The organism is Gluconacetobacter aggeris (assembly GCF_014174395.1).
Lineage (GTDB): Bacteria > Pseudomonadota > Alphaproteobacteria > Acetobacterales > Acetobacteraceae > Gluconacetobacter > Gluconacetobacter aggeris.
In genome coordinates, this window is sequence record NZ_JABEQD010000022.1 from 1 (window position 1) to 21,470 (window position 21,470).

Consider the following 21,470-nt stretch of genomic DNA (forward strand, 5'->3'; position numbering starts at 1 on the left):
TTATTTCCACACGTCAGCGTCAAAGGACGAGCAGCAAAAAATACCACGCGCCCTCTTCAACTCGTTGCTGAACAATGCCTGCTATGCTGCGTAAACCACCAAAGTCCAGCTTAGAGCGGAATTCGATCTGAATGAATCTTCAGGGGTACCCAAGCGGGCGTATTTGTGATTCATCATGATGGCCGGATGGGAGGCCGGCGGTCATGTCGAAAGCTCTGTCGGTGGATCTTCGTAGCCGTGTTCTGGCTGCGGTTTCGGGAGGTGCGAGCCACCGGATTGCTGCGGCGCGATTTGGCGTGAGCGCTGCGAGCGTGAGCCGATGGCGTGCGCTGGAGCGGGAGAAGGGCAAGATCGCGCCCGGCCCCCTGGGCGGAGATCGACGGTCGGGTCGTATCGAGAAACACCATGAGCTGATCCGTCGCCTGTTGGCGGAAAAACCCGATATCAGCACGATCGAACTGCAAGCGGCCTTGCGTGGCCTGGGTCATGATTTTGGCTACGGCTCCCTGTGGCGTTGCTTCAAACGTCATGGGCTGACGCGTAAAAAAAGACCGGCCACGCCAGCGAGCATGACCGCCCGGATGTCCTGATCCGGCGGCAGGAATGGTGCGATGGACAACGCGACCTGGATCCCGACCGACTGGTGTTCATCGACGAAACCTGGGCCAAGACGAACATGATGCGGACGCATGGCCGCTGCCTGCGCGGTCAGCGGCTACAGATGGGTTTTCCGCATGGACACCGCTGCACGACAACCTTCGTTGCCGGACTGACGACAAGGGGAATGGTGGCCCCGTTCGTCATCAGCGGTCCCATCAATCGACTGTCATTCGAAACCTATGTTGAGCGTGTCCTTCTGCCGGAACTCCGTCCCGGCGATATCGTGATCATGGACAACCTTTCCAGCCACAAAGGCCCTCGCACGCGGGAGTTGATCGAAAGCGTCGGCGCCGAACTACGTTTCCTTCCGCCATACAGTCCTGATTTCAATCCTATCGAAATGGCTTTTTCGAAGCTCAAGGCCCTGCTCCGCAAGGCAGCCGAACGCACACGCACCGGATTATGGGACGTCATCGGTCTCATCTCACAAAACTTCATGCCCGCCGAATGCGCAAACTACTTCAGGGCCGCAGGATATGATCCAAACAGATCGGATTAGACTCTAATCGTTATGAAATCCCTGCCTATATTGACGCCGTTGATGCACGCCTGACCGAAGGCATGACCGAGGCGCAACGCACTGATCTGGAATATCAGTTTCGTGTCGTTTACACATTGGACGCCGTTAGCAAATCAAGAGCGAATTTCCAGTTCGTGCTACCCGAATCAGCGGAAGGGAAAGAGATCCGCAATGTTCTTGTTCAGCACAAACTAGCTGATCACCTGTACCCGCATAAACCCGGTGATATTATTTCAATTATTCAACAGAAAACTGGCAAAACATTTACTCAAAGAAACCACACACAAGCATGGCGTATGTTTGAGGTTCGTCCCCGTGCAGGCGCAACCCGACCGGAGATCACCAAAAGAGATTGGTGCGTGTATCATGACGCTCACAAGGACTATACGTATTCAGATCAATGGGTCGATTTTCTTTCTACAAAAGTAAATAACGAAGAGGAATTTACAGCCTTAAAGGCTTTCAAGATTTAAGAGGCCATTTTAGAATTCAAGTATGATCAATTCTGCGCAACATAAGAATTTTCATGGCGTTATGGATAATTGCCCTCCGCTACATTGATCCGTTATTCATATTCTTTCGCAATCTGACAGTTAATCTGCATCTTCGGCGAGAGCGGCACAACGCTCGCGGACAAGTGCTAACACCTGGTTCCGAACGGTGGCAGCAGGCGTAAATTCCAATGCAAAGTCCGGTAGCCTGACGATCTCTACCACATTTTTCAGACGGTCTATGAGCTCGGCGATAGCCCTGTCTGCATCGCCTTGGGGTAAGCCAATCGTGCGCGCCAGCGCCATGAAATCTCGGCGCGTCAATCGATCATCCTTGCCGTTGAGCTTGAGCGCCATTCGATCGCCACCTAGGCCCGGAAAGACCCGCGTCGTGACCGCATCATAGAGCGGTGCGAACCGAACTGACGTGAAGGCCTTTGCCTCTGGCCCGGCGCTCTTGAGGAGCGCGAGATTTTTGAGGTGCATATCACCATCAGCGATCAGCCAAGCGAACACCGCACGGCGAAACAGGATATCTAGGTCAGCGGCGGGATTCGTTGAAAGCGGCCGCAACCCGCGCGCCATGCGCTCGATCGTGCCGTCATATTTCGCCGATGCCGGGAGGTCGAGGATGGAACAGAAATCCTCCAGCGCAAACCGGCGTGGATCTTCTGTGCCCTGACGAATATCGAAACGCTCGACAATGAGTGCGGGCGACATCCCATCTGGCATCGAAGTCAGCGCAATATCAGGCGTTGCAAAGCCGACAGCACGACCCAGTTCCAGACAGAGCCATTCGACGATCGGTAACATCTCGAAGCCCGCCGTCCCGGCAGGCTTCAGGATATGGGTAAACGGCAAATCAATGGCCGGACGGAGAATGCCATCGGGCGCGAGGTGCATCGGCGCCTTGATCTGGACGCCTGATAGGCGCGGCGTCTCGGCGTGAGCGAATATCCGTGCGAGATTCTGCTCGAAACTTTCCTCAATCGCACCGCGCGCAGGCCCTTCGTAGCGTCCAGTAAAGCAGCCCGCCTCGACAAAGTTGTCCAATCTCGTTGTCAGAATATCTGCCGGAAGCGTTGCCAGTTCATCACGACTCTCGACCACGGTCACATTGGACATATAGCGTCGCCCGCGCTTGAGTGCCTCACGGTCGTCGCGCTCATGAAGGACCTGAGCCAACCAACCTTCGGGCAGCAGTGATTCGATGAAGGCCGGTAGTTTGCCCGGCGTGGTCTCGCGAACCAGTGCCGGGCCTGAACGCTTCGCGGGCTTCCAGCGCCATTCAAAACCGTCATGAATCAGGTGCCCAAGCGGGTCGCCATGCCAGGCGATCAGCAGATCGAGCGCCGCTTTATTGGCGGACACCTTGGCCTTTCCCGGTTGCGCCAGAAGAAAGCGTTCCGCACCTTCGCCCTCACGATACCAGCCATTCTCGCGCGCCAGTGCCCAGACTGCATCGGCGGCCTCCTTGGGCGTACTATGCTCTTCGATGAGCCTTACGGCCATCTGCACGCGCATCTCCACCGTAATCGCACTGGCATGCTCGCTGCGCAGGCGAAAGGCTTCGAGGAAACGCTGCCTTGGCGAAGAGACGTCGATCCGCAACTCGCCCAGATCATCACCGACCACTGCGGCGGCCGTCGAGGGATGCGGCGGCGCCTCGTTCTGGACGATCTCCAGGCTGCGCAACCGGGTCCGCTGGTTGCGACGTCCGCTGATGAACAGCCGCCCGTCTGGCGTCGGCGCAAGGAGGGCAGCACTCGCCGATGAGAGAAACGCGTTGGGGTAGAGATAGTGCGCGATACGGACCGCATGGCTGAGTACAGCAGCTTCGGCGTCGATATCCTGTTCGACGTAGATGCCTCGCACGAGCTGGACAAGTTCCCCCGCCTGCGCGCGTTTGTGCGCACGCTTTGCATCAATCGTCTCGCCAACCAGATGGATCACCATAGGATTATCCCGTATTTCGGATGCGGGATAATTCCATCACCTACGCTCAGATGCAAGGATTATCTCGCATCTGAGATACGCGATAATCCTCAAGAAATATAGTGTGAGGTGCAGCGCCCGATGCCTCTGACAAGAGTAACCCTTGGACCATCATGCCAAAAACAGACATGCAGTTCGCCCTATAATTGTGCTGCGTTTCTCATGGCATGCCTGCTATATCGCCGTTGGCGTGCTGTGCGTGATCGTGACATTGCCGATCCTAGGATCACGTCTTGCCGACAGAAGCGATATGAGCCAAATTTGAGCCAATCAGGAGGATGAACTCCAGTGAAATTGAGTGAAGTCAGGTGAAGGTTATTGGCAGATAATCAACGATTTACATGATAATCCGGCAGAAGTCCCAGCCTATGGTCCGCCCTCGCGCTGCAGCTCGCCAATGATGCCCGACAGCAGCGCGCTGGCAGCCTTCTTGGCGGCGACCTCCGTGCAGCCGAGGGAATCCTGGAGGACGGCGGCAAGAAAGGCTTTGCTCATGGGTTCGCTCGGTATGTTGCAACGGCGTCCGGAGGCGACCCGGTGCCGTCGGAGAGGATCAAGTCAAAGGAAATAAAAACAGGCTTTTCGACCGGTTGCGCCGGTGGAGATGTGTAGCGAGCGTGGCGCCGGTGGGCAATCGGTGGGCAACGTCGCGTTGTCCATGGAGTGTCCACCGGCAGAGCGCGGTCCGAAGGACGATGCACATATCCACGGGCAGTGGCGCGCGGGCAAGCCCTGGCGCGGATGTTAATTCCAGCAATTAATCCTAATAAACATTAATTTCGCCCGGCGGAGTTCATCCGGATGTGATGAAGTCTGGAGGGCATCAACGGTGCCGGACGATGCACCTACAAGAGATGGCCGTCATATCGCTTTCGCGAGAGGATGATTGCACGCCTATTCCCTTCCGTCAGCGGGAAAGGCTTCAGCGATGCCTTTCACAGCAGCCAGAACGATTGGATAGAGATCGGCCGGGATCTTTCTCATCAGGGCCAAGATGCGGAGTTCTGCCGCGTTCTGCGCATAAGCCAGATGCTCGGGTTCGTGCCCTGTCATGAGCCACTCGGACGATGTTCCCAGTATCTCGGCCAGAGCATCAATCTTTGCCTGCTTCGGGCAAGCCCGGCCTATTTCATATTGAGTGACGGCACCTCTCGTCAGACCGATTGCCCGGCTGACCTCGGCAACAGTGAGGCCGAGGATGTCCCTTCTCTCGCGGATTCTCGCGCCGATCTCCTCAGCTTTGTCGCTGCGCGGGCGTCGGCTGTGCAGGTGCGTCTGGTTCATAACGCATCCTCCCTCGCCCAAGCTGGGTCGTAAAGGTCGGGGCGCCTCCCCTACTCAATCCCTGACATCGGGATCAGATCCGGAACGCCAGATTCTTCCGGAACCTGCGTAGAATCGCGTCGCCGCCAGCAACCCGGTGACATCGCAATGGGCGTCAAGATGCTCGGCCAATGCGTTGAGAACCGCCTCCACCGGCGCACATAGGCCTGCGCCGAGAGGGCGACGCCGAGGGGCCGGGAAGAACAAAAGCCTTGTTCGCCTCTGTAGGCCGGGGACCTGCGGGGGCGGGGTCAGGTGACGAGGTTGACGGGATTGCCCTGCGCGAACGCCCTGATGTTGGCGGCGGTGGTCTGGACGATGCGCTGGAAGGCTTCGGCCGTGTTGTAGGCATTGTGGGGCGTGACGATCACGTTCGGCAGGCTGGCCAGCACGCGGGCGGCCAGGACGTCGCGCAGCGTGGCCGGGTCGGCGGAGGCGTCGGGGGCAAACAACGTCGCGGGGCGGCGAAGCAGGGATTCGTCGGGAAGCACGTCGAGACCTGCGGCCGCCAGGTGACCCGTTTCCAGCGCACGTAGCAGGGCGGCATTGTCCACCACCTGTCCCCTGGCCGTGTTGATGAGCACAGCCCCGCGCTTCATGCCGGCAAACTGGCGTTCGCCGATCATGCCGTCGGTCTCGGGGGTGGCGGGGACGTGCAGGCTGACGATGTCGGCCTGGGCGAGCAGGTCGTCGAGGGGCGCGTAGCGGACGTTCGGCGCATCGCGCAGCGCAGGGGCAGGAAAGGCGTCGTAGGCGATAACCGGCATGCCGAATCCCTGGGCCATCTCGATGGCCCGGCGGCCGATATGGCCGGTGCCGACGGCGCCGAAGATCTTGCCGCGCAGTTCGAACCCCCGGGGTGGGCTATAGGCGAAATCGCCGCGCCGCGTGGCCTCGGCGCACGGGACCGTCCAGCGCGAAAGGGCCAGCAGCAGGCCGAACACATGCTCCGCCACCGTGCTGTCGCCGTAGACGGGCACGTTGGAGACCTGGATGCCGCGGGCGCGGCAGTAAGCGAGATCGACCGAATCGAAACCGGTGGCGCGGATGGCGATGAAGCGCAACCGGGGCAGGCGCGCGAGGATGGCGGCGCTGAAATCGCTGCCGGCGAAACCGCTGACGATGTCGGCATCGGCGTAGGCGTCCACGATCTCCGCCGTGATCGGCTCCGCCACGCGGACGATCGTGAACGCGGGATCGAGCGCCGAGACGGCTTTGGCGGTCTCAGCCTCGTCGGCCGAAAATAGGACGATCTTCATCGTCTGAGCTCTCCTGGATGGGGTAGATTGCGCACGTCCGTAACCATTAAGTCGCCCATCCTCACGTTACTGGAACATATTGGGATGGATTAAACTCCATCCGACGATGACAGCGGCGCTGTCGCAGACCAGGTTCATGATTGTCGTCTGAACAATGATTTTGGATTTTCGCCCGGATGCGAGAAGGTAAGCTGCAACTCCCGAGACGGCTATTGCGGGAAACGCCCATACTGCTACCGACATTACTGCGTTTCCAACCTCAATCATTTTCCGGCTCGTGATTGGTCGTCGGGTTGTCAGTCATGTCCCGCACCTTGCACATCACCCATTGCCTGCCGCATCGCGCGACCGGTCGCCTTCCAAGCGGCCGTCGAGATATCTTCTTCCATGCCGACTGAGTAATCTCGTGCCGGTGCCGACAGGTTGAACAGATCCACGAAGCTTCGAAGAAACGACCTGGCGGGAGATAATAGACGGGTCCCGGTCGTCTGCTTGTCAGCCATCTACTTCACTCCCTGGTCTTTTTGGCTATCCGGCTTCGGTCGGGGGTTGGCATTGCTAATAATTCATGATCGCCTGGTTTGGCACTAATACTGTGCCCCTCGTTTAGCGAAGTATAAGAAAAACAGGAGAAGAAACCATAAGGTAATTCCGGCGCATTGGGTGAATGTTTTACCCGTAATCGCAAGGAGGAATAACGTGGGTCCGGAGATAGCTATGCAAAGCATCGCAGAGCCCCGAAGAGCCTGGTGCAGTTTACCAGTCATGATTCACTCCTTAAACGGACAGGCGGCCGGTCGGCGGCAGCGCTCGCTCGACGGCGATCGGGGGCACCGCGTGGTTACACGCAGTCAGCGGACCGGTTTCGGTCTCGTAGGTCAGTCCGTCACATCGCCACCAGGTGCCGCAGTCGTCCGCTTCGGCGCGCAGCGTTCCGCCGCAATTCGGATCGGGGCAACGCCGGGAAATCAGGCGCCCACGCACGTCGCGTGGCCATCCGGTCGTATCGTTGTCAGGCATCAGGTGCTCTCCTACGTCGACGCGCCATGGTGTGATGACGTCGCTGCATGCAGTGTTGGGATGTTCGACACGTCGACGGTGCGCGCTGCCTGCCACTCGTCATAGACAGCCTGCATCCGGATCCAAAGACCGGGTCCGTTCCCAAAGAGCTTGCCCAAGCGGACCCCGACCTCCGGGCTGACCGGCTTCCGTTCGGCCAGGATATCATAAAGATGCTGCCGAGAAATTCCGAGCAGCCGTGCAATCTCGGTCTTGCTCCGCTCCGTGGCGGGGATGACCTCTTCGCGGAGCAATTCGCCTGGATGGGTCGGGCAACGACTAACGACGCGAGCCATGGTTACCTCCTAATGGTACTGTTCAAAATCAGGAACATAGGCATCGCCGCCTCTGAACTCGAAGGTAATACACCAGGGCCCGTTCACATGAACTGTATAGCGGGTCGGTGTATACCCCCTGAGAGCATGAAAATCGAACCCAGGGAGGTCCATGTCCTCTGCACTTGTTGACGCGTCGAGCGCATCCAGTCGACGCAGGATTCGACTATGAAACCGGGTATCGATCTTCGACTTCCCCGTCTCCCACAACGCCTTGAGCTGCTTGTTTGCGAAGGTCTTGATCATCTTCGCCCCATGTAAGCTATCGGCTTACTTTTGTCAACTGATAGCTTACACATAGACTCGCGGTAATGCCTCCCGGCCGGACCTCAGCGTCTGGTTGTAAGCCACCGGGCCTGACTGCTTGCGTCCGGTGCGTCGTTCAGAGCCTGAGAATGGAGCGCCTCGCTCGCCGTCCTTATCCATCCTGACCAATTGTCGCCGATCAGAAGCAGATCCCGAGAGTACAGGCTCCAGAGGGCGGGGGGGCCAAGACTATGCTGAGAGCCATAAGCAGGGTGAGCACCATGACCAAACTACCGAAGCCTATCACCAGTGTTTTCATACAATATTGCCCCTCAAGAAACTGATATTGGCCTTTTCGCCCTGCTATTAAAGTATATAGAGTGGGTCGGACAAGGGCAGCGATCCGGCACTGTGTAGCCGGATCGCGACATCCTCGCGCACTGAAAGCAACCCAGGCAGAGCGGTCGTTTGGTTGTCAGGCATGGTTTCGTCTTTCTTTTAGAAAGTGCAGCAGTTCGGACAAAAGAATGGTCAATCCAAATGTCGCGAATGCCGTGCACAACCCCATATTCAATGCCGATATATTTTCTCCGAAAAAGCGGGCTGCTATCAGCCCGCTTGCCGCAACGAGAAGCCCGATGCCGCTTGCAGTGCGCATAACTCGAACGAGTTTCCGATTGCGAGGGTCTCTCACAAAACTGGCCAGAGACATTTTCGTCGGCTTATTGGTCGTCTTGTTGTCAGCTATGATCTGCTCCTTCCTCGGATTCATTTGGCGCTACTGGCACCACCATTTTCGAAACGATCAGTTTTTTTAGGAGATAGTTTTTCAACTCTGGCAATCGGAGATGAACGCGCAGGTCCTGGTCGTCATCCGCAGTAATGATCTCCCAAACGGTATAGCCTCTTTTCGGCCTCTTAAGGCGAGATTCCGTTAGAACAGCCGTTTCCACCAAATAATCGGCCGCATTTTCCGTTCGTGGTGGCACGAGAGGATCGCCGGAGATATGTACAAGAGATCCAGCCGGAATGTTGAATATATAACGAAATGGCAAGATTTGCCCTCCTTACTTTGATCCTTGTTCCGCCTTCAACGCCTTCATGGCGTCCCGCGATGGCCGAGACATCCACCCCCGGTCGTTTGGGTCGTCTTATTGTGAGTCATACGGGCGTCGAAGTTAGCAATCTCGCCTGTCCAGGCACCTTTCTCAGCAACGGGTGCACGACATTTAGTATCAGACATTCAAGCGCTGCGTTGATGATTTATGGTGCTTCTAAAGAAATTTCACTCCTCTTCTCCTAAATTCTCCACGCATTGTTTTTTCGGTAGATAGCGCAATGGAAAATAGTAGAGGAATAATCGAGGAAATTCGTAAGAACCTTACTACATCGTTGTGTGTACCTCCTCCCCGCAAAACCATTCCACACAGTTTAGTTTGGCCGTTATACCCAGAAAAAACGGGAGAACCGCTATATCCATTAAGAGGATATGGTGATGGACAAGGAGATACCACTTTGATCTCGGTTAAGGCCCCATTATCTTTCGGGTGTGCACGCTTGCATATCAACCCCTTCGGGGCCAAAATAATAGATTCATTATCATGATCGATCGTATTTACCGCCTCCGGATAGCCTATTACAAAGAAATTGAAACTGTTTTGTATATTTTTTTCTTCTTCAACCTGACTGTTTGTATAGCCTATATTCTTGGGGTTTATCTTGTATACGTCTTTTTCTCCATCAAATGCGTTTGGCTCCGTCTCAAATATTGCGACATCGGATACGTCCGCATCATCAAATATTTCAATAAGATCCTTTGGATTTGGAATGGGATGATATGCGATGATAGAAACCCAGTCGTCTCCAGTTAGGAGTCTTGAATGAGTTCTGTTCCTCCGTTTTAATATCTTTATTTTGTCCAATGAATTTGAATCGATAATATTGCTGAATCTATTGGTCAATACGTGCAATGCCGTAATGACAAAATATCGCTTTCTTAGGCCATATACCCATTTTATTACGAAACACGTTCCTCCCCTCCATGTTTCGATCAGCTCCCCGCTGCCATCATTATATATCATCGGACGACAGCAATGTTCTGCTCTCTTAAACTGCACTCTTTCGAATTTGGCATCGCTCAAATGTTTATGTGTCATAAGGTATTTATCCACAAATGTGCTTTCAATTGGTCGTATCGTTGTCAGCCATGTGTGACTCCATAGATGGCCTGTTCACGGTAGCTGGTGGCTGACAGGACGCAATAGCTCCCAGTTATCGCGGTATGGTTCCAGCCAGCCCGGACCAAACCGATCGGAGAGACCGAGATTGCTGTAATCCGGGAGAAAGCGGCGAAATGATCCGTCCTTACGGATCTGCCCGTTTCGGCCTGGCGAGCTTAGCCAGGTCGCATGCGATGTCCTGACCGCCTCGGCCACCGTCCGGCTAGGAACAATAAACGCATCTGGGACTTTCGTTTGGTCGTTCGGAAAGGACACGAAAACGTAGAAGAGGCTGTCCCCAACCACGGTTTCATGCTTCTGCTTCATATGCCAGCCATTGTCGCTACCGATTTCCCGGCGGGATTTGACTTGAATGGCGCACGCTCGTTGTCCAGTGGTGTCGGTGACAATAATATCCGCAAGGGGTACGCCTACGGGTGCAAGGGCTGCAATAAAGCCCCGGCGAAGCAACTGTGACATCGTATAGTGCTCACCGGCTGGACCTAATAGTGATGATACCGACAAGGGGCCTCCTTAAACGGACAGGCGGCCGGTCGGCGGCAGCGCTCGCTCGGCGGCGATCGGGGGCACCGCGTGGTTACATGCAGTCAGCGGACCGGTTTCGGTCTCGTAGGTCAGCCCGTCACATCGCCACCAGGTGCCGCAGTCGTCCGCTTCGGCGCGCAGCGTTCCGCCGCAATTCGGATCGGGGCAACGCCGGGAAATCAGGCGCCCACGCAAGTCGCGTGGCCATCCGGTCGTCTGTTTGTCAGTCATTCGCGCTCCTTGGGACGCTGGGTGTGGCCGGCCGGGCGGTGATCCGCACGGTAGTGGTGCCGTCGGCAGCATTCGTGACTGCCAGGGCCAGATGACCGGCCACGCCGTCGGTCGGCATTGGCTGGCTCTCAACGTCCCCACGGCCGGACGCTGCGTAGACCGTTTTCATCGCGTCTTGGTCGCCCGCCTCAGCGCGCGCAATCACCTCGCGCGACAGCCCGAGGGCTTCCGCGAAGGCGGATTTGGCGTCGACCGAAGAACGGCCATCGGTGGTCTGGTTGTCAGCCACGTCATGCGTCCCTTTTGATCATTCGCTTTGCAAGGCGGCCCGCATGCCCAACCCCCGCGACCATGAGCATTGCCCCGCCGAAGCCCACAAAATTCAAGCCGGACCAGGCCGGGAGAAATATCAGACCACCACCGACGGCTAGGGTACCGAGAATGGTAATAGCTAGTTCACTTCCGAGCTTCTGGGGTGGGGTCGTTTTTTTGTCGGCCATGAGTTGCTCCTAATCTGGATAGTCTGCGTTTGTCTCGTCAGACAGGCGGTCGAGTTCGTCGGCTACTCGTCCTTCCGTATAGTCGTGCCAGATTGCGTTAACCGCAGCATTAGCCGCATGGTTCAAAGTCAAGTTCTGAGGGGCGCTTCCCCGCTGTGATGCTTTGCAGACGGAGAATGTTTTAACAATCATTGCGCCGAGCAGAGTCTTTTTTTCGTCATCTGGCAGTTTTTGAATCGAGTTATGCAGGTTTAGGGCCGATTGTTGAAATGTGATAACGCTTATTATGACATCCCCGTTTGAATCCTCGTCTTTTGTTGCCGCGACCCCTGATCGTAAGTTGTGCTTCATCGAAGCCTGGACTTTGAGCACGTCCGGACAGGGCGACTGGGGTGTGAGCGACGCGGCGCACGAGACCGAGATGTTAATGCCGGCGATAAGGACAAATGCGATGGAAATCCTGAAAATATTGAACAATTCCGAAAGCGGATAGCCTTGTGGAAGTTCTTTATTTGCGACGCCCCTTCGATTCATTCGGCTTCTATCAGAGGAACAGAAATCGCTAGGCTTACCGGTCGTCTGGTTGTCAGTCATGGACTTCATCCCTTTATGTTAAATTTCACTTGCAGATGTCCATTTTCCCCATATTTAGTGTGAACTACAATCCCACCATCTCCTACTCTTCCGTATGACTCAAAATCCGCTCCCCCTCCACGAAGGGGGCTATCAACTGTACATGTTCCTCTACGTGAGGCGCAGTATGCGAAATCATTATGAAATCCAACTTGAAGTTCGATCATATCGTCTATCATGGGCCATGATGCACTATCTCCGGTGACTAGAATCCATTTCGTCGTTCGGTTGTCAGGCATAACGGTTCTCCGCAGTGGATAGGATTTCTGACGCAGCGCCGCTTTCAGTCCAATGAGGCGCAGAGCCGTTCACCATACTAACGCGACATATCGTCAGTGCATCTGAGAAGCCCAGCTATCAATGAAACTGCCAAAGACGGTAGAATCCCCAGATTCCGCCGGCGACAAAGGCGATCTGAGCTCCAATGCCGAGGAAGTTGATCGCCGTATTGAGGTAAGGCAACCCCTTTTCCTCGACCGGAGAAAATGCTCCTCTTGGGAGAGCTACGCCCCTGCCGAGATCCACCAAGATTCCGTTGGCTCGACGTCCTTCCGTCTCGGCATAATGCAACGCTAACTTCCCTCGTAGCGAAGTCACAAGACCACAGCAAATCAACCCAAAAAAGAAGACAGCGATCGGCCCAACAATATTAGACAACGCGGGCGAGACACCGCTTCCTTCCTTACCGGCGAGGGCGTCCGCGATGCCCAGGCAGGCCAGGATACCCCCGGAATTGGCAAGCGTCACATATCGGATATAAGTATCTTCGAGCGACATAGCGCGCGATTGCAGAGTTCGCGCGTCGGAAAGCGCCTGAGCGACGGCCCTGACGCGCGGGTCATTCGGATCAAGCTTAACGTATACCTCGGCGCCGGTCGTTTGGTTGTCAGGCATGGTTTCGTCTTTCTTTTAGAAAGTGCAGCAGTTCGGACAAAAGAATGGTCAATCCAAATGTCGCGAATGCCGTGCACAACCCCATATTCAATGCCGATATATTTTCTCCGAAAAAGCGGGCTGCTATCAGCCCGCTTGCCGCAACGAGAAGCCCGATGCCGCTTGCAGTGCGCATAACTCGAACGAGTTTCCGATTGCGAGGGTCTCTCACAAAACTGGCCAGAGACATTTTCGTCGGCTTATTGGTCGTATTGTTGTCAGTCAACGATTTTTCAGTCCCAAGCAAGTTTTGCTATGAGTAGTTCATCAACATTTTCTGCTCGTACCTCGTAAAGCGTTGTTGCGTTGGTCTGTCTCAATACAAGACTTGTTTCCCAACCAGATGGGCAATGAATATCCAAGTGGGCTTTTAATAAGATCCAAGGTTTTGTAGTCCCGTCATGATTGATGGTGAATTTTGTGGTCTGCTTTTCAGTCATGTTTCTTCCTTTTGGCTCCCCATCCACGCTGCCGCGAAGATAAGAAGAACTATTTAGTATATATTTATCTCGAATCAAAATAGAAATAAGATTAGTGACAACGTTGATATTGATCGCAGTGAATTTTGTACTTGAACCTAGCGACACAACTCCAACAACAATCCGGGCGACACCGCCTCCGGAGGTTGGATGTAGCGATATCACAGGCGATCCACTAAAGCCCCCCAGCTCTCCATCTTTCCAATTCAAACCGCCTACATCAAATTGATCGTTTTTCAGAGTTCCCGGCAATATTTTACCATAGGTTCCTCGGGCTTCTACTTTCGCCATTCTTGTATCATAATCGAAAGTTTTCGAACATCCGGGGTAACCCACGATTCTAAGGTTCTCATCCTGAGCACCGACGAATTCCAATATTGAATCGACATTGTCTTGGCATTGAAGCGTTAGAGCTCTATTTCGTAAATGTTCCAATCTTTCTGGAGACGTATCAGATACGATTAATACACAAATATCCTCGTGAAAACCACGGCTGTACGTTGTTACGGCCGTTAAAATCCCTGAGAAACGGATGATTTCTCTACAATGCTCTGATTCTTTCCAAGGAATTAACAGCCTACCCTTTGAAGTGCCGTCATCATTCAGGACACAATGCCGGGCTGTTACAAGGAATACGTGTTCGTAAGGAGGGAATATAACAAAAAAGCCAGTACCTGAGAAAAAAGGATATTCTGGAGCATGATCGCTAATCATTATTATCGGGACAACGGACTCAAACGGTATCCATTTTCTCGTATTGTTTGTCATTTTCTATCCTAGGGCCCTATGCTTGTCAGTGGTCATGGGCTCCGTCCTCGCGAGCAGACGGATGATAGGCGCCGTGTCTTGCGCGATGTTCTCTGCCTCAGCCAGAGCGCAATCAAGCGCCACTGCCCCGAGAGAGACAGTAAGCCAGTCGAAAACGGAGGCTTCACGATCACTCACACCGGTCGTTTGACTGTCAGCCATTTCTATCCTTTTGTATCGCTAAAGACTGAACCTCGCTCGAACAGGCCCTCAGGTTTAAGCGACGTGGGATTTGTGGAATGCTTACTCATGCCATTTTTCCAACATACTTAGCCATTTATCAAATTGTGGGCATTGTTGTCGGATTGTCGGAAGACCTATGGCATCTGCAATCACCGGGCCATGTTCCGTCTTGTTGTAAGTTCCGTCTGGGAACGCCCGATGTATTCTCTTTGATGGTGCAGTTTCTCGGCTATTGTTGATTTCTTCGGGTGTCACGAACTGGGCACGGATACGGTGTAGTAGCGTGCGAACCCCGTCGTCCCACCCGTCAAGAACATATTGGAATTGTTCAACATCAGAAAATAACAAACCTTCGAATTCGTACATCTGTATATAGGGGCGAATGAGCCGTGGATCTGCACCTGTGGTGTGTTCCATAACCCACTCAAGAATGTCGTGCTCAAGTTGCGACCTAGTGCGACCCTTCGCATCTTGAAAACCGTAATAATCGACCAGTGTCGTCAATCGATGACCGTTGTGGCATTGGTGCGAGATGAAACGACCCAGTCGTTCAACTGTCACACGACCGCCACGATGCCGCCCTGATGGGGATTGTATAATAACGGGGTACGCATTTATATTGTAATCGAGCAAATGTGGCGTGATGCAATATTTGACAAACTCGACTTCTGTGGGGCCCTCGCAAACAATACATACCTGAATCATATGGCTACACCTACCGGATTTTTAAGCCAGATATCCGATAGGAGGTAATCATCATCTAGCCATTCCTGATACTCATGCCTAGGCAAGTTCCGCAAAGTCGTGGCACCGAGGCTTTCTTCGGCGACGATGATATTTTCCAATTCGAAGCGGTCAACCATATAGGGAGACTGCGTGGCAATGAATACCTGACGGGTTTTTGCTACCCGCTTGAGCATTTCCGATACCAACGTGATTGCATGTGGGTGTAAACCCAACTCTGGCTCATCAAAAAAAAGCATGTCGGGTAGACGATCATCAGGGAGGCTAAGTAGAGTTAAAAGACAAAATAAGCGCAAGGATCCATCAGATGTAAGGTGAGAGCCAAAAATCTTGTCGCTATATTTTCCTTTCCAGCGCAATATAACTTTTCCGCCAATTGGTTCAAGTATGAAGTCATCAAGTGTTGGAAATACTCGTTGAATTTGTTTTACAAGTTGACGGTAGCGTTGAAGGTCATTCTCACGCAGATCAAGCAGCACCGCTGCAAGGTTCCCACCGTCAGACCGCAAACGAACTGAGTCTGATATATCCCAGCGCTGATGTAATGAAGCATTATTTGAGGTGTCGTGGAACTGGTATGTCGAGCATTGCCGTAGCAAATTATAGATCGTCTTTGCGGTTTTATTGTTTTGTGCTGGTAAAACTGATTCCTTTCCAATTCCGGGGAGATTCGTCCAAGCAGCTTGTCCCGCTTTGCGGGCATCTGAATACCGATAGGCTTCGTGGGTCAACATCAGCGTATCTCCCGCCGACAAGTGGGCCATATTGAAGCGATAGTCGTTGAAGCCCTTATTGGTAGAGATACGTAAGTCGACCTTGATCTCCGGCGTATTGCGAGCCCCCATAAAGAACTGATCGTCACCCCCACCTTTTCGTAAAACAAACTCTTGGAGATTCTGTGATCGCATCATCCATCCGAGCATCTCGAAGAACCGAATGAAGCTTGATTTACCGACGCCGTTCGCGCCGATCAACACGGTGAGTTGCGGGAGCTGCAAGTTCTTAATGCACTTCAAGCTGCGAAAGCCGGAAATAGAAACCTCCGCTATATGTCCCTGTAGCCGCTGCGTGCGTGGTTGGGTAATCATGATACAATTCCGTTCCTATTCCCGTTATACAAAATATTCGTCTGCGTCGCAGTCATTGCCGCTATCCTTCCTCATGCTCTTGGCCCGCCGATAGATGGCTTGCCGGGTCACTCCATAATCGGCGGCGACTTCTGCTGATTTTTCACCAGCCTGTATTCGTGTCATAGCTTCGGCGACCTGGGAATCCGAGAGAACCGCTTTCCGTCCGCCTGTCTTGCCTCTCGCCCGCGCTGCCGCCAGTCCGTTGACGGTCCGTTCCACGATCAATTCGCGTTCCCATTGTGCCATCGCGGCGATGATAGCGAAAATCAGGCGTCCCGTGGCCGTCCGGGTATCAAGGTCCATAGAAAGAACCTTCAGATCAGCGCCCTTGTCGTGCAGCGCTTTGACCGTCTGCACCACCTCGATTAGGTCTCTGCCGAGACGGTCTATCGCGGTGACGACGAGAACGTCACCATCGCGCAATTCCTTCCAACAGTTTTTCCAGCCAGGACGTGCCATGTTCTTGCCGCTGGCCTTGTCCTGGAATATCGCCGCCGGCTCGACACCAAAATGGAGCAATCGGTCAATTTGACTTTCGTTGTTCTGGTCATTGGTGCTGACGCGGGCGTATCCGATTAGCGTGCGGTGCTCAGGCTCCTGTGGACGGTCTGACAAGTTAAAAACCTTGTTCAATGAGGCACATTTTTATATTGCGGGACCCTATTTGTTGTCAACATAGTTGACAGGACGATCGGTGTGACCTATGATGACAATATATGCTATAGAGATGGTCATACACGCATACTGCTTCCGATCTGGCGAAATCGACTTCGGCCCGACGTTTCCCGATGGGCCTCTTCCACTTGTTAACGCCCGCAGCACCAAGAAGATTCGGGAGATCGTGGAGGTCAACACTCGCCGCGCCTACGATGGCGAGACGCTGTTGGTGCCCGGCATCCCCGAAGCTGACAGGGAAGATGCTGCGCGCGCGGCGTGGCGCTACTTCCGCGATCTGATCGGAATGCGGCTGGAAGGCCGTAGTGGCTGGCCGACCGGCATCTGACATCCAAACCCCCCGGAGGCTCCTGTGAGCAAATTGTTGATAAAGGCTAACAAGAAGATGCAGGCAGAATGTGACGCCTTCAATGCCAGCCACAAACCCGGTGACGTCATTATGTGCTGGCCAGGAGTGAGAGAGGGATTGCCGGTCGAGCGAACTGTTCGGGAGCCAGGTGCGGTAATCCTCTCGGGACACACTGCAGTAGTCTACGTTACTGGTGGAGGCGGATGTATTGCCCTTTCACACGTTGAGTAGCTGCAAACGTAACCCCCCGAAAAACGGAGTTTCTCGAACGTCGATGGCGCATCAACCAGGTCGAGCATGAGCTATTGGACGGTATTTCAGTTCAATGGATGAAACACAGGAGTCGGCTCCACGCTGTGTCGCCGAAAATTTGATCAAATCCTCGATTACAGGGCTGTACTCGAAATCTCGCGGCTTGCCAGAAATTGCTGGCAGAGAGAGCCGCCTTAACAGCATATCCTCGCGGAGACATTGAGCCCCGGCACTGTAGTCGACGTGGAAATAGATTTCGCTGACGTAGGGTGGGTTTGTTACGAAAAGCTCGACCGTATCAAACACAATGCCCTCTTCCGTCTTGAGTGGGCGGTGCAGACGCGAATAGCTGCCGCTACGTCCCGAGAAATGCGAGGTCTGGTCTGAGGTGTAATAAAAAATGGTCTCTCCCGTCATCACCTCAAAAGCATCGATCCTACGCGGAAGGTGGGATCCCAGGCCGATAATGACGTCTGCCGCTGTATAGGTACAGCCGGATTTATAGCACCAATGACTATTAGCCATAAGTTGAGTTGGTACAAGTATTAAAATTCCCGCTATCAATTTCGGAACGTGTAGACGTCGCATATGTTTTCCTCTCAAACATGCGTGAGGGCAGAAGAAATGCGGGAATTCAGGCATCCGCATACAAGAATATACTGCCATTACAATGGAGGTTGTGCGGTCCATCAGCGTCCTCGTCTGTCGGAACAGAATCTTTCCGCCGTCCGGCCGCCGATGTGTGATCACGCTTTCTATTTCGTAATTTGACCCGTGGCCTTTTCAACGTCGTACCAGTGCCCGTAAGTTTCGGAATACGATACGCCCGCTCCGGTAACTTCGGATGTGCCGTAGGTATTCCCAATTTCTCTGTAAGCAACCGTCATGTCACCCGCACGGATTCCATCATTATATTCATCTATATAGGTACCAATTAATTCACTCGACCCAGATATGGGAATATTGCGATCACCAGCCTCCAAGCTGATCTTGATATTATTTGCTGTTGCGGCACCTTCGCCGTAGAGTTCGGTGCGTATAAAATTATCGCGGCTCGATTCGTCCACAGGCGGGTCGTAAAGTGCATGCCCCATCTCATGCGCGATTTGGCTAGCCGCCGCGTGTGGATCATTGATCCATCGGTTACTGATATTTATGGAGTGATCAGTTCGATTTGTGAAACTTTGTAACTGATCCGTCCACGTAAATTTCCACCCTTCCGAGATTAATTTGTTGTATTCCGAATCGCCGGTTGGGGTTGTCCTGATAAGCTGGATCGCGGGAGAACTGTCGGCAACCGAGGCAACTGTTGACGTGGAAGAGTATCCCCCGGTGCCGTCTGATCCGTCCCCATTTTGACCGCGAGGCACGGTGCCAGGCGCAGCCTCAGGGGGGGGCTGCTGGTTTGTCCGCGGAGCAGTGACAGTGATGTTCTCGCCTTCGCTTCCCCCACCACCATCTCCTGATCCTGTGCTGACCATGAGCTTGTTCGAAAGAAGAGCCGGGGCGAGGTTGACATGTGACGACTGTGCTGGTGTTTCAGCGACATCATCAGGCCGCTGATTATCCCGGTGTTTTGCACGCCCTTCCTCGAAGCTCGCTGCGTCGACGATCGTGCCCTTTGGGCCGTATCCGCGAAAAATGAGGAATTCCGCAGAATTGGCAGGATGCCCGATCGACATGATCGTGGCGTCCTGCGTGCCCTCCACCTCGGCGCGGTCGGTATGTGTGCCAAGATCGCTGCCGCTATGCTCGGCCTTGCCTGTGGTATAGTGCCGGTCAGAGATATTGCGCCCGGAATGATCTTGCGAACGGACCGCTACACCCAGCATCGCGTGCTCCTACATTATGTATCATTACATAACAAAACGTATCATCGCACTTCTAATCGCGACAAGTTGGAGAGGGTGCCGGTAGCTATCTCTTTTGCGTGATGGCTGGGTAGCCACATTCGAGGTACCCTTGGCCTGCGACTGAAGGCCGCGTCTACTTCGCGATGGTTGCCGCAGCGTCCGAACTGGCGCGCAGGTGTCTCCCTCACGCCCGGAGCGCGCCATGGCTTATCATGATCGCCGTAAAACCCGGTCCTTCAGGGCGGGGATATAAGGCGCATTTGTCTTGTACGCACCGAGCAACACGTCTATGTTTTGCGGATGATTCAGCGCAAGGCCAATACCTACCGGCTGTTTCCGACCTCTGAGCAGCAGGAAACCCTTGCCCGGATCGCTGGAAGCTGCCGGTTGGTCTATAATCTGGCGCTCGAACAGCGGCGAGACTGGTGGCGGCGATATAGGGCCGTAACTGGCAAGTCCATTTCCTATAACACGCAGAGCGCGGAGCTAACCGTCGTATCTGGAATGCAATCCCCCGGCCCCAGGGACTTTATCTCCGGTCTGTCTCACTGTCACTGAGATAAGAAAAACTAGCATTCGCGTGGCTACTATACGGAGAGATGTCCTGATCAACGCTATTAATACTTATTGCAGAGAATAAAATATGCCGGTAGGATGCAGTATTACGTTTCAATCGGATTTAGCCTTCGTTGAGTGGTTCCTCCGCGAATTTAGGGACACGGTTTCAGTGACCCATTTGCTTGGGAGTCGGCTGACGATGACATTGCTTCCAGATGGTTCGATAGCATTGTGCTCAAATGGAGCGCTGATCAAGGAGTTCAGCGATGCTATGCACGAAGGGGGGCTGGACCAGTTAGGTTACTGGAGTCCAAACGCGTCACGGGAGAGCGTGGATGATTATATAGAGGCAATCGCGCCGACCCGGCGTGTTTTTTTTTGGCGACATATCAAACGATATAGTCTCTCCAGTTTCAAGGTCACTGGCTATGTCGTTACGATGGATGGAAATGTCATCAATCAATTCTCTTTAGAGGAGGGAGTGTAAGCGCAGATTTGTGAGCGATCGACAAGACGCAGATTTATGGTTGCGTGAGGATATCGAGGTCGCGATCGCGGTGCGATATCAGGGCTCTCCCGGTTTTGTGGTTGGATATCTGTAACGGTTGGGATAGTTATCGGCTTTGCTCAAATCGCGGCATATCGCCTTGGCGTGTCAAGATAACCCCCGTAGACATGAGGTTGAAATAAAAAAATGATATCGAGGACTTATTTGAGTTACTCAGAACTCAATACATGTTACGGCGAATTATTGAGACTTAGGGCAGAATTATGTAAGAATAGGATGTGTTTCAAAATAGATTTTGTACCGCCGTTCGGTATCAACGTAACTTTCTCACCAGAGTGCTCGGATGAAATCCGTACAATGGTGGCATTGTCGATATAAGTATTTTCGCCGGAATGGCGATCGGAGGTGGAGGCTGTATGACTGCTGGGCCATCGCCGAGAGCACGAGGTGCCTGCACTCACCGTATTGCGACTGGCACCTAAACCCCGGGAGCGTGCCATGGCTGACACGCTCCCGTTAACCAGCTCTGGACCGCTTGTTTATCTGCGACATATCATGCGAGGGTTGGCTATTCCCCCTCTCGTCCATCCGCGCGGCACATTGACGCCCCGCTTCCGTGAGGGCCAGATTTCGGCCGAACCCGGTAATCAAACCACGTTGGCGTAACGCTTCCTCTGTTCGCCCGGTACCCCCGGGCATTGGGCGGCCCTCGCAATGTGCCCATGGCGGCAAGCCCTTATAAAGGTCACGCAGGACGCGGGCCATCGCCGATGACGGCGATAGGCGGGGCTCCGTGGGACGGACGCCCCTGGTAATCCCGTCTATCGATTTACACATTGCTTACCCACCTCATGCTTGCTGTGGCGCTTTTGCGCCATCAATGGTTAATAAAAAATAAATGTCCAAAATGTAAATGAGTGCAGTCAAGGTGATTTCGTTAATAAATAAGTAGCGTTCTTTTCGGGCAATTTCGCCCGTAAAA

27 protein-coding genes are annotated in these 21,470 nt (G+C 53.8%); 5 read left to right on the top strand and 22 right to left on the bottom strand.

What is annotated here, in order from left to right; translation table 11 throughout:
* Positions 1-203: 203 nt before the first annotated feature.
* Both HLH36_RS18480 and HLH36_RS18485 read left to right on the top strand, forming a co-directional pair.
* Positions 204-1,159 (top strand): IS630 family transposase gene (locus tag HLH36_RS18480; RefSeq protein ID WP_182987758.1). Its coding sequence is split into 2 segments (ribosomal slippage): positions 204-543 and positions 543-1,159, totalling 957 coding nucleotides; the frame shifts between segments, so codons are not numbered across the junction.
* 62 nt (positions 1,160-1,221) lie between these two features.
* Positions 1,222-1,653 carry a hypothetical protein gene (locus tag HLH36_RS18485; protein WP_182987759.1) on the top strand — a complete coding sequence of 144 codons (432 nt, stop codon included), beginning with the start codon at positions 1,222-1,224 and terminating at the stop codon, positions 1,651-1,653.
* 120 nt (positions 1,654-1,773) lie between these two features.
* Here HLH36_RS18485 and HLH36_RS18490 read toward each other — a convergent pair whose 3' ends face one another.
* The 20 genes from HLH36_RS18490 to HLH36_RS18585 all read right to left on the bottom strand — a co-directional run bounded on the left by HLH36_RS18490 (position 1,774) and on the right by HLH36_RS18585 (position 16,926).
* Complete coding sequence (locus HLH36_RS18490) at positions 1,774-3,627, bottom strand: HipA domain-containing protein (protein WP_182987760.1); 1,854 nt, start codon at positions 3,625-3,627, stop codon at positions 1,774-1,776.
* Positions 3,628-4,032: 405 nt separating this feature from the next.
* Positions 4,033-4,161 carry a hypothetical protein gene (locus HLH36_RS18495; RefSeq protein ID WP_408871918.1) on the bottom strand — a complete coding sequence of 43 codons (129 nt, stop codon included), beginning with the start codon at positions 4,159-4,161 and terminating at the stop codon, positions 4,033-4,035.
* A 399-nt stretch (positions 4,162-4,560) separates the two neighbouring features.
* On the bottom strand, positions 4,561-4,950 hold the full coding sequence (locus HLH36_RS18500; RefSeq protein WP_182987761.1) for a helix-turn-helix domain-containing protein: 390 nt from the start codon (positions 4,948-4,950) through the stop codon (positions 4,561-4,563).
* Positions 4,951-5,240: 290 nt separating this feature from the next.
* Positions 5,241-6,248 (bottom strand): NAD(P)-dependent oxidoreductase, encoded by a 1,008-nt coding sequence (locus HLH36_RS18505; protein ID WP_182987762.1) that lies wholly within the window; start codon positions 6,246-6,248, stop codon positions 5,241-5,243.
* A 296-nt stretch (positions 6,249-6,544) separates the two neighbouring features.
* Positions 6,545-6,751 carry a hypothetical protein gene (locus HLH36_RS18510; RefSeq protein WP_182987763.1) on the bottom strand — a complete coding sequence of 69 codons (207 nt, stop codon included), beginning with the start codon at positions 6,749-6,751 and terminating at the stop codon, positions 6,545-6,547.
* A gap of 274 nt (positions 6,752-7,025) precedes the next feature.
* Positions 7,026-7,268, bottom strand: coding sequence for a hypothetical protein (locus HLH36_RS18515; protein WP_182987764.1), 243 nt, complete (start codon positions 7,266-7,268; stop codon positions 7,026-7,028).
* A gap of 11 nt (positions 7,269-7,279) precedes the next feature.
* On the bottom strand, positions 7,280-7,603 hold the full coding sequence (locus HLH36_RS18520; protein WP_182987765.1) for a HigA family addiction module antitoxin: 324 nt from the start codon (positions 7,601-7,603) through the stop codon (positions 7,280-7,282).
* 9 nt (positions 7,604-7,612) lie between these two features.
* On the bottom strand, positions 7,613-7,888 hold the full coding sequence (locus HLH36_RS18525; RefSeq protein WP_182987766.1) for a type II toxin-antitoxin system RelE/ParE family toxin: 276 nt from the start codon (positions 7,886-7,888) through the stop codon (positions 7,613-7,615).
* Positions 7,889-8,628: 740 nt separating this feature from the next.
* Positions 8,629-8,943: a hypothetical protein gene (locus HLH36_RS18530; protein ID WP_182987767.1), complete on the bottom strand. Its 315-nt coding sequence runs from the start codon at positions 8,941-8,943 to the stop codon at positions 8,629-8,631.
* 219 nt (positions 8,944-9,162) lie between these two features.
* A complete protein-coding gene (locus HLH36_RS18535) occupies positions 9,163-10,044 on the bottom strand; it encodes a serine protease family protein (RefSeq protein ID WP_182987768.1) in 882 nt (293 codons plus the stop codon).
* Between the two features lie 75 nt (positions 10,045-10,119).
* Positions 10,120-10,587 (bottom strand): hypothetical protein, encoded by a 468-nt coding sequence (locus tag HLH36_RS18540; protein WP_182987769.1) that lies wholly within the window; start codon positions 10,585-10,587, stop codon positions 10,120-10,122.
* A 54-nt stretch (positions 10,588-10,641) separates the two neighbouring features.
* A complete protein-coding gene (locus tag HLH36_RS18545; RefSeq protein ID WP_182987770.1) occupies positions 10,642-10,884 on the bottom strand; it encodes a hypothetical protein in 243 nt (80 codons plus the stop codon).
* Positions 10,877-11,173 (bottom strand): hypothetical protein, encoded by a 297-nt coding sequence (locus HLH36_RS18550; RefSeq protein WP_182987771.1) that lies wholly within the window; start codon positions 11,171-11,173, stop codon positions 10,877-10,879. The genes HLH36_RS18545 and HLH36_RS18550 overlap by 8 nt, the downstream gene beginning before the upstream one ends.
* A 220-nt stretch (positions 11,174-11,393) precedes the next feature.
* Entirely contained in the window at positions 11,394-11,978 is a 585-nt protein-coding gene (locus tag HLH36_RS18555) for a hypothetical protein (RefSeq protein ID WP_182987772.1), read from the bottom strand.
* Positions 11,979-12,374: 396 nt separating this feature from the next.
* On the bottom strand, positions 12,375-12,911 hold the full coding sequence (locus HLH36_RS18560) for a hypothetical protein (protein WP_182987773.1): 537 nt from the start codon (positions 12,909-12,911) through the stop codon (positions 12,375-12,377).
* Complete coding sequence (locus HLH36_RS18565; RefSeq protein ID WP_182987774.1) at positions 12,904-13,176, bottom strand: hypothetical protein; 273 nt, start codon at positions 13,174-13,176, stop codon at positions 12,904-12,906. The genes HLH36_RS18560 and HLH36_RS18565 overlap by 8 nt, the downstream gene beginning before the upstream one ends.
* A 7-nt stretch (positions 13,177-13,183) precedes the next feature.
* Positions 13,184-14,197, bottom strand: coding sequence for a serine protease family protein (locus HLH36_RS18570; RefSeq protein WP_182987775.1), 1,014 nt, complete (start codon positions 14,195-14,197; stop codon positions 13,184-13,186).
* 282 nt (positions 14,198-14,479) lie between these two features.
* Positions 14,480-15,124: a DUF4276 family protein gene (locus HLH36_RS18575; protein WP_182987776.1), complete on the bottom strand. Its 645-nt coding sequence runs from the start codon at positions 15,122-15,124 to the stop codon at positions 14,480-14,482.
* Positions 15,121-16,251, bottom strand: coding sequence for an AAA family ATPase (locus HLH36_RS18580; RefSeq protein ID WP_182987777.1), 1,131 nt, complete (start codon positions 16,249-16,251; stop codon positions 15,121-15,123). The genes HLH36_RS18575 and HLH36_RS18580 overlap by 4 nt, the downstream gene beginning before the upstream one ends.
* 24 nt (positions 16,252-16,275) lie before the next feature.
* Positions 16,276-16,926, bottom strand: coding sequence for a recombinase family protein (locus tag HLH36_RS18585; protein ID WP_182987778.1), 651 nt, complete (start codon positions 16,924-16,926; stop codon positions 16,276-16,278).
* Between the two features lie 70 nt (positions 16,927-16,996).
* Here HLH36_RS18585 and HLH36_RS18590 point away from each other — a divergent pair, with 70 nt between their 5' ends.
* On the top strand, positions 16,997-17,296 hold the full coding sequence (locus HLH36_RS18590) for a host nuclease inhibitor protein (RefSeq protein WP_182987779.1): 300 nt from the start codon (positions 16,997-16,999) through the stop codon (positions 17,294-17,296).
* Between the two features lie 303 nt (positions 17,297-17,599).
* On the opposite strand, the gene HLH36_RS18595 is transcribed toward HLH36_RS18590, so the two are convergent.
* Both HLH36_RS18595 and HLH36_RS18600 read right to left on the bottom strand, forming a co-directional pair.
* Entirely contained in the window at positions 17,600-18,157 is a 558-nt protein-coding gene (locus HLH36_RS18595) for a hypothetical protein (protein ID WP_182987780.1), read from the bottom strand.
* A 167-nt stretch (positions 18,158-18,324) separates the two neighbouring features.
* On the bottom strand, positions 18,325-19,401 hold the full coding sequence (locus HLH36_RS18600) for a hypothetical protein (RefSeq protein ID WP_182987781.1): 1,077 nt from the start codon (positions 19,399-19,401) through the stop codon (positions 18,325-18,327).
* 321 nt (positions 19,402-19,722) lie between these two features.
* Here HLH36_RS18600 and HLH36_RS20305 point away from each other — a divergent pair, with 321 nt between their 5' ends.
* Together HLH36_RS20305 and HLH36_RS18610 are read left to right on the top strand one after the other, a co-directional pair.
* On the top strand, positions 19,723-19,980 hold the full coding sequence (locus tag HLH36_RS20305) for a helix-turn-helix domain-containing protein (protein ID WP_182987782.1): 258 nt from the start codon (positions 19,723-19,725) through the stop codon (positions 19,978-19,980).
* A gap of 169 nt (positions 19,981-20,149) precedes the next feature.
* Positions 20,150-20,467 (top strand): hypothetical protein, encoded by a 318-nt coding sequence (locus tag HLH36_RS18610; RefSeq protein WP_182987783.1) that lies wholly within the window; start codon positions 20,150-20,152, stop codon positions 20,465-20,467.
* Positions 20,468-21,470: the final 1,003 nt, after the last annotated feature.